Annotated in this window: 8 protein-coding genes; 4 read left to right on the top strand and 4 right to left on the bottom strand. The window is 56.8% G+C overall.

The window, feature by feature from the left end; translation table 11 throughout:
- Positions 1–46: 46 nt before the first annotated feature.
- On the bottom strand, positions 47–2245 hold the full coding sequence (priA, locus tag WH298_RS08970; protein WP_180822690.1) for a primosomal protein N': 2199 nt from the start codon (positions 2243–2245) through the stop codon (positions 47–49).
- A gap of 224 nt (positions 2246–2469) precedes the next feature.
- Here priA and rpmE point away from each other — a divergent pair, with 224 nt between their 5' ends.
- Positions 2470–2685 (top strand): 50S ribosomal protein L31, encoded by a 216-nt coding sequence (gene rpmE / locus WH298_RS08965; protein ID WP_007885402.1) that lies wholly within the window; start codon positions 2470–2472, stop codon positions 2683–2685.
- Positions 2686–2762: 77 nt separating this feature from the next.
- Here the strand turns inward: rpmE and metJ are convergent, their stop codons facing one another.
- Positions 2763–3080, bottom strand: a complete 318-nt coding sequence (gene metJ, locus WH298_RS08960; protein ID WP_007885403.1) for a met regulon transcriptional regulator MetJ — start codon at positions 3078–3080, stop codon at positions 2763–2765.
- Between the two features lie 275 nt (positions 3081–3355).
- Between metJ and metB the strand changes: the two genes are divergently transcribed.
- The 3 genes from metB to metF all read left to right on the top strand — a co-directional run bounded on the left by metB (position 3356) and on the right by metF (position 8065).
- Positions 3356–4516 (top strand): cystathionine gamma-synthase, encoded by a 1161-nt coding sequence (gene metB / locus WH298_RS08955; protein ID WP_049851602.1) that lies wholly within the window; start codon positions 3356–3358, stop codon positions 4514–4516.
- 2 nt (positions 4517–4518) lie between these two features.
- Positions 4519–6951, top strand: coding sequence for a bifunctional aspartate kinase/homoserine dehydrogenase II (locus tag WH298_RS08950; RefSeq protein ID WP_007885405.1), 2433 nt, complete (start codon positions 4519–4521; stop codon positions 6949–6951).
- 217 nt (positions 6952–7168) lie between these two features.
- Positions 7169–8065, top strand: coding sequence for a methylenetetrahydrofolate reductase (gene metF, locus WH298_RS08945; protein ID WP_049851603.1), 897 nt, complete (start codon positions 7169–7171; stop codon positions 8063–8065).
- A gap of 86 nt (positions 8066–8151) precedes the next feature.
- Here the strand turns inward: metF and ppc are convergent, their stop codons facing one another.
- Entirely contained in the window at positions 8152–10803 is a 2652-nt protein-coding gene (gene ppc, locus WH298_RS08940; RefSeq protein ID WP_007885408.1) for a phosphoenolpyruvate carboxylase, read from the bottom strand.
- Positions 10804–11056: 253 nt separating this feature from the next.
- Positions 11057–12205, bottom strand: coding sequence for an acetylornithine deacetylase (gene argE, locus WH298_RS08935; RefSeq protein WP_007885409.1), 1149 nt, complete (start codon positions 12203–12205; stop codon positions 11057–11059).
- Between the last annotated feature and the right edge of the window lie 24 nt (positions 12206–12229).

Genomic DNA, 12229 nt, shown 5'->3' with positions numbered 1-12229 from the left:
TGACTTGTGCGACTTTTTTCGATCTGGCTCGCAGATGTGGCGCGGCTTAACTCTCGGTGGGGTCGATATCCAGCGTCCACTTCACTTTACGTGCGGCGGGTAAGGTTACGATCAGTGGCAGCGATCCGCTCAGCAGCTGTTGCAAACGCTTACGTGACGGATGCTGCAACAGCAGTTGCCAGCGCCAGCGTCCACTGCGTTTCGGTGCCAACGCCGGAACCGGCCCCATCAGCCACATCGCCTCATCTTTTAACGGGCTGGCTTCCAGCAAATTGCGCAGTTGAGTGAGGAATTCCGCTGCCTGCTGGTTATCCATATCTTCGGCGCGGAACAGCGCATGGCTGGTCCACGGCGGCAGTTGTACCGATTGACGCTCCAGCAGGGTTTGATCGGCAAAGGCGAAATAGCCGCGATGCAGCAAGGTTTGCAGCAACGGATGTTCGGGATGGTGGGTTTGCAGCAACACTTCGCCCTGTTTTCCGGCGCGACCCGCGCGACCCGCAACCTGGGTATACAGCTGCGCAAAACGCTCGGCGGCGCGAAAATCGGCGGAGAACAGCGCGCCATCGACATCCAGCAGCGACACCAGCGTAACATCCGGGAAGTGATGGCCTTTCGCCAGCATTTGCGTGCCCACCAGAATGCGTGCGCCGCCGCGATGCACATCGGCCAGATGCTGCTCCAGCGCACCTTTGCGGCTGGTGGTATCACGATCGATACGCGACACCGGCACGCCAGGAAACAGCGTACCGAGCTGCTGCTCCAGCTGTTCGGTACCCACGCCGACCGGCATTAAATGCGTTGAGCCGCAGTCGGGACACTGATTTGGCAGCGGGCGCTGGCTGTCACAATGGTGGCAGCGCAGCTGGCGATGATTCTGATGCAGCGTGTAGTAGCTGTCGCAGCGCTGACATTCTGCCAGCCAGCCGCAATCGTGACACATCAGCGCCGGTGAGAAACCGCGGCGGTTAAGGAACAGCAACACCTGATTATCGGCCTGCAGATGCTGGCGCATTTTGCCGAGCAGCGCGGGTGCCAATCCCCCTTTCAGCTGCTGACCTTTCAGATCAATCAGCTGCTGTAATGCCGGTTTGGCATTACCTGCGCGTTTGGTGAGATTGAGCTGGCGATATTTGCCGACGCGCACATTGTGCAAGGTTTCCAGCGCCGGCGTGGCCGAGCCCATCACAATCGGAATATCTTCCTCATGCGCGCGAAACACCGCCAGATCGCGCGCCTGATAGCGCCAGCCTTCCTGCTGCTTGTACGAGCTGTCATGCTCTTCATCAATGATGATCACGCCCGGACGCGCTAGCGGTGTGAACAGTGCTGAACGTGTCCCGATGACAATCGCGGTTTCACCACTGCGCGCGCGCAGCCACACGGCAAGGCGTTCGCTGTCATTCAGCGCGGAGTGCAGCACATCAATCGGAGCGTCAAAGCGTTCGCGGAAGCGGGCGATGGTTTGCGGCGTCAGGCCGATTTCCGGCACCAGCACCAGCACCTGCTTGCCGCGCGCCAGCACGTTTTCCAGCACGCTGAGATACACCTCAGTTTTACCTGAACCGGTAATGCCGGCCAGCAGCCACGGCGCGTAGTGATCGTCTTCGCTGCGCATCGCGCCTACCGCCATCGCCTGATCGGTATTCAGGCGCAGGCGATCGCCTTTAACCGCAAAGTGGGTGCGCCAGTCGTGCATCTGCGGCGCGTGTTCGCGTAGATCGCACAAACCTTTTGCACGCAAAGCCTGCAGCGCCGCATCGGTAAAATCGTATTCACTGACCTGATGACGATACAGCGGCCGTTGACGCAGCATCGCCAGCGCCTGCTGCTGTTTCGGCGCGCGCTTCAGGCTCTCCATCGCCACTTCCCGGCCAGCATCATTGATCACCCATTGCCACAGCGGTGCCTCCTGGGCCGGCTTGCCCTGGCGCAGCAGCACCGGCAGCGCATGGCTGAGCACCTCGCCGAGCGGTGAGTGATAATAATTCGCGGCCCAATGCAGGATGCGCCACAACGCGGGCGAGAACAGGCTGCGATCGTCGAGCACGCTTTCAATCTGCTTGAGCTGGGCCAGCGGCAGATCGCTGGTCTCACGCGTGCCGACGACGATGCCAATCATTTTGCGATTGCCGAACGGCACATTCACGCGCGCACCCGCCACCGGCTGCGGCGCATCGGCTGGCAGCAGATAGTCAAACAGACGAGGTAGCGGAACGGGCAGGGCAACCTGAACAACGGGCATGTGAATCTCTATCCGGTTCTGAATTAAGGAGAAGAAGTAGTGTACACGTTGATACCCTGAGCGGATATATTACGGTGGTTTGCTAAAAGTGGTTAATTTCTGTATACTATGCCGCCTTCGATGAGATCGCTTGTCGGAGCATACACTTAATGTTCAATCGCGTGTGGTGCTGTGCAGGCTGAGCCTGGCACGGAGAGCGACACGGCCTTTTATGAGGTTCTCCCATGAAACAAGGTATTCACCCTAAGTACGAAGCAGTAACCATGACTTGCTCTTGCGGTAACGTGATCAACACCCGTTCAACCATGGCTTCTGGTCTGAACCTGGACGTGTGCGGCAAATGCCACCCGTTCTACACTGGTAAGCAGCGTATTGCTGACACCGGTGGCCGTGTAGATCGCTTCAACAAGCGTTTCAGCGTGCCAGCAAGCAAGAAATAAGATTATTTGCCGTCGAATCTTCGCGATTCGGATGCAAGAAAAAACCCAGCCTCGGCTGGGTTTTTTTATTTCTGGCTTCAGTATTCCCAGCTATCGGGATCGATGCCCATCTCGCGCATAATCTGTTTCGCTTCTTCCGGAATCTCATCGCTGCGCTCTTTACGCAGATCGACATCGTTCGGCAGAGGCTGCCCGGTGAAAGCATGCAAAAAGGCTTCACACAGCAGTTCGCTGTTGGTGGCGTGACGCAGGTTATTCACCTGACGGCGGGTGCGCTCGTCAGTTAAAATCTTCAGCACTTTCAGCGGGATAGAAACTGTGATTTTCTTGACCTGCTCGCTCTTCTTGCCATGTTCAGCGTAAGGGCTGATATATTCGCCGTTCCATTCAGCCATGGGTTACCTTAATCAATAAAAGTTGAATATGGGGAAATCCGTTGATTATGCCCGATTTTTCGATGCCTGACCCCTTAAACTGCAGGTTTTATGCTTGAGCACCGCTTCTGAAAAAGGAAAGCGCGCTGAACACCAGGCGATGACGGACAATTTTAGCGGTTATTGATGATTTGCTCAATCTATACGCAAAGACATTTAGATGTCCAGATGTATTGACGTCTATGCGCTGAATGTTATGCTGTTGCTCTTCTTTTTCTTCAGGAACAGTAGGCACCATGACGCGCAAACAGGCAACCATCGCAGTACGCAGCGGTTTGAATGATGACGAGCAATATGGCTGCGTTGTCCCACCGATTCATCTCTCCAGCACCTATAACTTTCTCGACTTCAACGAGCCGCGTGCGCACGACTATTCACGTCGCGGCAACCCAACGCGTGATGTGGTTCAGCGCGCACTGGCGGAGTTAGAAGGGGGTGCAGGCGCGGTATTAACCAATACCGGCATGTCAGCGATTCATCTGGTGACCACTGTGTTCCTGAAGCCGGGCGATTTGCTGGTGGCACCGCACGATTGCTACGGCGGCAGCTATCGCCTGTTCGATAGCCTGAGCAAGCGCGGTGCCTATCGCGTGAAGTTTGTCGATCAGGGCGATAAAGCCGCGTTGGCTGCTGCATTAGCTGAAAAGCCAAAGCTGGTGCTGGTCGAAAGCCCAAGTAATCCGCTGCTGCGCGTGGTTGATATCGCCAGCATTTGTGCTGCCGCGCGCGAAGCCGGCGCAATCAGCGTGGTGGACAACACCTTCCTCAGCCCGGCGTTGCAAAACCCGCTGGCGCTAGGCGCCGATCTGGTTGTTCACTCCTGCACCAAATACCTGAACGGCCACTCTGATGTGGTGGCGGGTGCGGTGATCTCGAAAGATGCGGAGATGGCCAGCGAAATGGCGTGGTGGGCGAATAATATTGGTGTAACCGGCGCAGCGTTTGATAGCTACCTGCTGCTGCGCGGTTTACGCACGCTGTCACCGCGCATCGCGGCAGCGCAACGTAATGCATTGGCGATAGTTGATTACCTGAAGCAACAACCGCTGGTGAAAAAACTGTATCATCCGTCTCTGCCGGAAAATGCCGGACATGAGTTTGCGGTACGTCAGCAGCGCGGTTTTGGCGCGATGTTGAGTTTCGAAATCGATGCCGATGAGGCTCGTCTGCGCCGCTTCCTGAAAGCGCTGCAGCTGTTTACGCTGGCTGAATCACTCGGCGGCGTAGAGAGTTTGATTTCGCATACCGCGACCATGACGCATGCGGGCATGTCTGCAGAAGCACGCGCGGCAGCGGGAATTTCTGACACACTGCTGCGTATTTCTGTTGGGATTGAAGATCACGAAGATTTAATCGCCGATCTGGATAATGCATTCCGGATCGCAGCCGAGGGGTAACCATGACGAGTTCAGTGGGCGCGGGAACGCCGATCAAGCAGTTGCATAAATTTGGTGGCAGTAGCCTGGCCGACGCACGTTGCTATCAGCGCGTGGCCAGCATCATGGCGGATTACAGCCAGCCAGGCGACTTAATGGTGGTCTCTGCCGCAGGCAGCACCACTAACCAGTTGATTAGCTGGCTGAAATTAAGCCAGAGCGATCGCTTATCAGCCCATCAGGTGCAACAGGCTTTACGGCGCTTTCACAGCGAGCTCATTGCTGCGCTGCTGCCTGCTGAATATGCCGAAACCCTGACCTCTACCTTTATACGCGATCTGGAACGTTTGGCGGCGCTGCTCGACGGCCCCCTCACCGACGCGGTTTATGCCGAAGTGGTCGGTCACGGCGAAATCTGGTCGGCGCGTTTAATGGCTGCCGTACTGAGCCAGCGCGAAATCGAAGCCGCCTGGCTCGATGCGCGCGACTTCCTGCGTGCCGAACGTGCCGCGCAGCCGCAGGTTGATGAAGGTAAATCCTGGCCGCTGCTGCAGGAGCTATTGACGCAGCATCCGCATAAGCGCCTGGTGGTAACCGGATTTATCAGCCGCAGCGAAGCGGGTGAAACCGTGCTGCTGGGCCGGAACGGCTCGGACTACTCGGCCACGCAGATTGGCGCCCTGGCGGGCGTGGGTCGCGTCACCATCTGGAGTGATGTGGCGGGCGTGTATAGCGCCGATCCGCGTAAAGTCTCTGATGCGTGCCTGCTGCCGCTGCTGCGTCTGGATGAAGCCAGCGAATTGGCGCGTCTGGCGGCGCCGGTGCTGCACACTCGCACTTTGCAGCCGGTCGCCAATAGCGATATCGATTTGCAGCTGCGTTGCAGCTATCAGCCGGAGCAGGGCTCAACGCGCATTGAGCGCGTGCTGGCATCTGGCACCGGTGCGCGCATCGTCACCAGCCACGATGATGTGTGCCTGGTGGAGATTGAGATCCCCGCCAATCACGATTTCAAAACGCAGCAGAAAGAGATCGACCTGCTGCTGAAGCGCGCGCAGCTGCGTCCGCTGGCGATGGGGATTCATCCCGATCGTCGTCTGCTGCAGCTGTGTTACACCTCGGAAGTGGTGAATAGCGCCTTTAATCTGTTGCAGGATGCCGCCTTGCCGGGCCATCTGCAGCTGCGCGACGGCTTAGCTCTGGTTGCGCTAGTCGGTGCAGGCGTGACGCGTAATCCGCTGCACAGCCATCGCTTCTGGCAGCAGATCAAAGATCAGCCGGTGGAGTTTGTCTGGCAATCAGAAGATCACATCAGCATCGTAGCGGTGTTGCGCGTTGGCCCAACTCAGCACCTGATTCAGGGCTTGCATCAGTCGTTGTTCCGCGCCGAGAAACGCATCGGTTTGATGCTGTTCGGCAAAGGCAACATCGGTTCACGCTGGCTTGAGCTGTTTGCCCGCGAGCAGGAATCCTTGTCTGCGCGTACTGGATTTGAGTATGTGCTGGCGGGCGTGGCGGACAGCAACCGCAGCCTGCTGAGCTACGACGGTCTGGAAGCCAGCCGTGCGTTGGCCTTCTTTGATGACGAAGCTGTAGAGCGCGATGAAGAGTCGCTGTTTCTTTGGATGCGTGCGCACCCGTTTGATGATTTAGTGGTGCTGGACGTCACCGCCAGCGAGCAGCTGGCGCAGCAGTATCACGACTTCGCCAGCCACGGTTTCCACGTTATCAGCGCCAATAAGGTCGCCGGTGCCGCGAGCGGCCAGAGTTGGCGTCAGGTGCGTGATGCCTTCGCCAAAACCGGTCGCCACTGGCTGTACAACGCCACCGTGGGTGCCGGTTTGCCGGTCAATCACACGGTGCGCGATTTACGTGAAAGCGGCGACAGCATTCTGGCTATCAGCGGCATTTTCTCTGGCACGCTTTCCTGGCTGTTCCTGCAGTTTGACGGCACGGTGCCGTTTAGCGAGCTGGTCGATCAGGCATGGCAGCAAGGCTTGACCGAACCGGATCCGCGCGTGGATTTATCCGGCCAGGACGTGATGCGCAAGCTGGTGATTCTGGCGCGTGAAGCGGGCTACGATATCGAGCCGGATCAGGTGCGGGTGGAATCGCTGGTGCCGTCGATTTGCGAGGGCGAGTCGATTGATCACTTCTTCGAAAACGCCGATGAGCTGAATGAGCAGATGCTGCAGCGGCTGGAAGCGGCGCAGGAGCTTGGTCTGGTGCTGCGTTACGTGGCGCGTTTCGATGCCAATGGCAAAGCGCGCGTCGGCGTGGAAGCGGTGCGTCCTGAGCATCCGCTGGCCGCGCTGCTGCCGTGCGATAACGTGTTTGCCATCGAAAGCCGCTGGTATCGTGATAACCCGCTGGTGATTCGTGGGCCGGGCGCAGGTCGTGATGTTACGGCCGGCGCGTTGCAGTCCGATATCAATCGCCTCGCGCAATTGCTGTAACCTGCCTCAGCGTGCAGACGGCATCGTCCGTCTGCATGTTTCATCTTCTCCCCGCATCATGAAGCGCTTTCATCCTGATTGAAGATTTGTCACGCCTGTTCATTAATTTTCAGTTGACGCTAACGCGCTAATGGTTCATTTTGTGCATCTGGACGTCTAAACGTATGGATGTTCGCGAGCCGCAAAATAATCGATATGTGATGATGAGGTAATCAGGATGAGTTTCTTTCATGCCAATCAACGCGAAGCGTTGAACCAGAGCCTGGCTGAGCTGAACGGGCAAATTAATGTCTCTTTCGAATTTTTCCCGCCACGCACCAGTGAAATGGAAGAAACCCTGTGGAGCTCAATTGATCGTTTGAGCAGCCTGAAGCCAAAATTCGTCTCCGTGACATACGGTGCCAACTCGGGCGAGCGCGATCGCACGCACAGCATCATTAAAGGCATCAAGGATCGCACCGGTCTGGAAGCGGCGCCGCATTTAACCTGTATCGATGCCACGCGCGATGAACTGCGCGGGATTGCGCGTGATTACTGGGATAGCGGTATTCGTCATATCGTCGCGCTGCGCGGTGATTTACCGCCGGGCAGCGGCAAACCGGACATGTACGGTTCCGATCTGGTTGAACTGCTAAAAGATGTCGGCGACTTCGATATCTCCGTAGCGGCCTATCCGGAAGTGCACCCCGAAGCCAAAAGCGCGCAGGCCGATTTGATTAACCTGAAGCGTAAAATTGATGCCGGCGCTAACCGCGCGATCACCCAATTCTTCTTCGACGTTGAAAGCTATCTGCGCTTCCGCGATCGCTGTGTCGCAACGGGTATTGATGTTGAAATCGTGCCGGGCATTTTGCCGGTCTCTAACTTCAAGCAGCTGCAACGCTTCGCCACCATGACTAACGTGCGTGTGCCGGGTTGGATGAGCGCAATGTTTGAAGGTCTGGATAACGATCCGGAAACGCGCAAAATGGTTGGCGCGAGTGTCGCCATGGACATGGTCAAAATCCTGTCGCGTGAAGGGGTGAAGGATTTCCACTTCTATACGTTGAACCGCGCCGAACTGAGTTATGCCATTTGTCACACGCTGGGCGTGCGTCCGGCTATTGGTGGTTAAAATTGGCGGTCGCCATGAATGGCGACCCTACGAAATCCAATAAAAAAAGGAGCCGGTTGGCTCCTTTTTCACATCATGTGGGGAGATTAACCCGTATTACGCATCCCCGCCGCGACACCGGCAATCGTCACCATCAGCGCTTGCTCAACGCGCGCATCAGGCTCGTCACCGCGCTCTTCCTGTGCGCGTGAACGATGCAGCAATTCAGCCTGCAACACGTTCAGCGGATCGGTATAGACGTTGCGCAGCGCGATCGATTCGGCAATCCACGGCTGGTCAGCCATCAGGTGCGCATCGTTGGCGATGGTCAGCACCGCTTTAATATCCGCATCTAGCTGATCGCGTAGCTGCTTGCCGAGCGGCCACAGCGACTTATCCACCAGACGCTGATCGTAGTATTCCGCCAGCCACAGATCGGCTTTCGAGAACACCATCTCCAGCATGCCAAGACGCGTCGAGAAGAACGGCCAGTCGCGGCACATGGTTTCCAGCTCATCCTGATGCCCTTCATCCATCGCTTTTTGCAGCGCGGCACCGGCACCGAGCCAGGCCGGCAGCATCAGGCGGTTCTGCGTCCAGGCGAAGATCCACGGAATGGCACGCAGCGACTCCACACCGCCGGTTGGGCGACGCTTAGCCGGACGTGAACCCAGCGGCAGTTTGCCCAGTTCCTGCTCAGGCGTAGCCGAACGGAAATACGGCACGAAGTCCGGATTCTCACGCACATAGCCGCGATACATCGCGCAAGAGTGTGCTGACAAACCGTTCATGATCTCCTGCCATTCGCGTTTTGGTTCTGGCGGTGGCAGCAGGTTGGCTTCCAGAATCGCACCGGTATACAGCGACAGGCTGGCGATAGTGACTTCTGGTAAACCGTATTTGAAGCGAATCATCTCGCCCTGTTCGGTCACGCGCAGACCGCCTTTCAGGCTGCCCGGTGGTTGTGACAGCAGCGCGGCATGTGCCGGTGCGCCGCCACGACCAATTGAGCCACCGCGTCCGTGGAACAGCGTCAGCGTGATGCCGGCGCTCTCACAGGTTTTGATTAGCGCGTCCTGCGCCTGATATTGCGCCCAGCTGGCAGCCATCACACCGGCATCTTTCGCTGAGTCGGAATAGCCAATCATCACCATCTGTTTGCCATTGATAAAGCCGCGATACCAGTCGATGCTCAGCAGCTGCGTCATCACGTCGTTGGCGTTGTTTAGGTCATCGAGGGTTTCAAACAGCGGCGCCACCGGCATGGCGTAAGGAATACCGGCTTCTTTCAGCAGCAGATGTACCGCCAACACGTCCGACGGCGTTTTCGCCATTGAGATCACGTAGGAGGCAATCGAACCCTGCGGCGCTTCGGCCACTACTTTGCAGGTGTCGAGCACTTCGCGCGTCTCATCGCCCGGTTCCCACTGATGCGGCAACAGCGGACGCTTGGAATTCAGTTCGCGGATCAGGAAGGCTTGTTTATCGGCTTCTGACCAGCTTTCGTAGTCACCGAGGCCGAGATAACGCGTCACTTCGGCAATCGCCTGGGTATGGCGGGTGCTCTCCTGACGGATATCGATACGCACCAGCGGCACGCCAAAGCACTTCACGCGGCGCAGCGTATCCAGCAACTGGCCATTGGCGATGATGCCCATGCCGCACTGTTGCAGAGATTGATAGATGGCAAATAGCGGATCCCACAGCTGATCGTTAGAAACCAGCAGATCGGCCGGACGCGGCAGGCGCTCGCCTTTCAGACGACGGCCCAGATAGGCCTGGGTCGTCATCAGCTGGCTGCGGATACGCTTCAGAACCATACGATACGGCTCCAGCGCTTCGGGATCGCCGCACAGTTCGCGCACTTCGTCGCTGCACTCGGACATCGACAATTCAGACACCAGCACGCCAATATCACGCAGGAACAGGTCCGCAGCTTTCCAGCGGCTCAGCTGCATCGCGTGGCGGGTAATCGGCGCGGTAACGTTTGGGTTGCCGTCACGGTCGCCGCCCATCCACGAGGTAAATTTGATCGGCACGAAATCAACCGGCAGTTTAATGCCAAAGGTCTCTTCGACTTGTTCATTCAGCTCACGCAGGAAGGCAGGTACGCCTTGCCACAGGCTGTTTTCCACCACGGCAAAGCCCCATTTGGCTTCATCGATAGGCGTGGGACGATATTTACGGATCTCGTCGGTGTGCCACGCTTGCGCCACCAGCTGGCGCAGACGACGCATTACCTGCGTACGCTCGTAGTCAGAGATATCGCTGTGATCGAGTTGCTGTAAACAGCTGTTCACTTCGCCCAGCATATGGATCAACGTGCGGCGGGTAATTTCAGTTGGGTGCGCGGTCAGCACCAGCTCCAGCGACAGCTCTTCAATCGACTGGCGGATAGCCGCTTCGCTGATATCACCTTGCTGTTTCAGACGCTCGAAGGTCTTCTTCAGCAGCTCAGGATGATTCGCGCCCTCGCCGCTGCGGGAAATGGTTTGATACTGCTCAGCGACGTTGGTGAGATTAAGGAACTGGCTAAACGCACGCGCAACCGGCAGCAGCTCGTCATTCGACAGATTTTGCAGCGTGGTCAGCAGTTCCTGACGATGGGTGTCATTTCCCGCACGGGATGACTTAGAGAGTTTACGGATGGTCTCCACCTGGTCGAGGATGTTCTCTCCTAGTGCATCCTTAATCGTATCCCCGAGCAGTTTGCCGAGCATACTGACATTACTTCGCATTGCGGAATATTGTTCGTTCATTGGACCCTGACACCCTCATCATCTTTTTAAATATCCCCACGGGAATTATCCACGGGCATAACATCGTCTTTTATCTAGCCACGTATCTACCTGCACGTCAATTGCCTTAAATCCGTGTAAATGTGCTGCTAAATAGCGGAAATTCAAAGAATTTGCTTGGAGCGAAGCGAGATAAGTTATTCTTATTATCAAATCCCGAACAATGACGGGGCAATTTGCTGATTTAACAGTGAAATGCCCCATCTGTTGTTCATCAATGACAAAAATGCTGCACCACTTGGGTGATAAGCGCATGAGTCGGCTTGATAAATGCGGTATCAATAAACTCATCTGGCTGGTGGGCTTGATTGATCGATCCCGGGCCTAAAACCAGCGTTGGGCACAATTGCTGGATAAAGGGCGCCTCGGTGCAATAGTTCACCACCTCGGTTGGCACGCCGAGCAGCTTCTCCACCACCTGCACCAGCTCGTGATCGGCAGGGCATTCGTAGCCTGGAATCGGCGGATGCAGCTCGCCCACGGTTAAACGTCCTGGCCAGCGCGCGCTGACCGGCGCCAGCGCGTCATTCAGCAGACCATCCAAATCGCTCAGGGTTAAGCCCGGCAGCGGGCGAATATCCATGTGCAATTCACAGCAGGCGCAGATGCGGTTGGCCGCGTCGCCACCATGAATATGACCAAAGTTCATGGTTGGATAAGGAATGGCAAAACCATCGTGGTTGTAACGCTCTTTCAGCGTGTTACGCAATTGCATCAGCTGGGTAATGGATTCGTGCATCAGTTCGATGGCGTTCACGCCGCGCGACGGATCGCTGGAGTGGCCCGATTGCCCCTGAATACGGATTACATTCGACAGATGGCCTTTATGCGCGCGCACCGGCTTGAGCGACGTTGGCTCGCCGATGATGGCGCAATCGGGACGCAGCTGGGTCGATTCAGAGAAATACTTTGCGCCCGCCATGGTGGTCTCTTCATCAGCGGTCGCCAGAATGTAGAGCGGCTTGCTGAGTTTGGTCACGTCAACGTCACGCAGCGCATCCAAAATAAAGGCGAAGAAACCTTTCATATCCGCGGTGCCCAAGCCGTAAAGCTTGTTGTCGTGTTCGGTCAGCGTGAAGGGATCGCGCGTCCAGCGGCCATCATCGTAGGGTACGGTATCGGTATGGCCGGCGAGTAACAGGCCGCCTGCGCCCAATCCACTGCGTGCCAGCATATTGAATTTATGCCGCGTGCCAGGCACCGGCTGCACTTCTACACTGAAGCCAATATCGCGGAACCAGCCGGCCAGCAAATTGATTAAAGTTTCATTACTCTGATCCAGTGCGCTATCGGTTGCGCTGATTGATGGCGTGGCAATCAACTGGCGGTAGAGTTCGATAAAAGGTGGTAATTTTGTCTTCACTGTTGACGGTCCTTGGGTTAGGAT

The organism is Pantoea nemavictus, from assembly GCF_037479095.1.
GTDB classification, from domain to species: domain Bacteria; phylum Pseudomonadota; class Gammaproteobacteria; order Enterobacterales; family Enterobacteriaceae; genus Pantoea; species Pantoea nemavictus.
The sequence above is the reverse complement of the archived record's forward strand: the minus strand, read 5'-3'. Positions and strand labels throughout refer to the sequence as shown.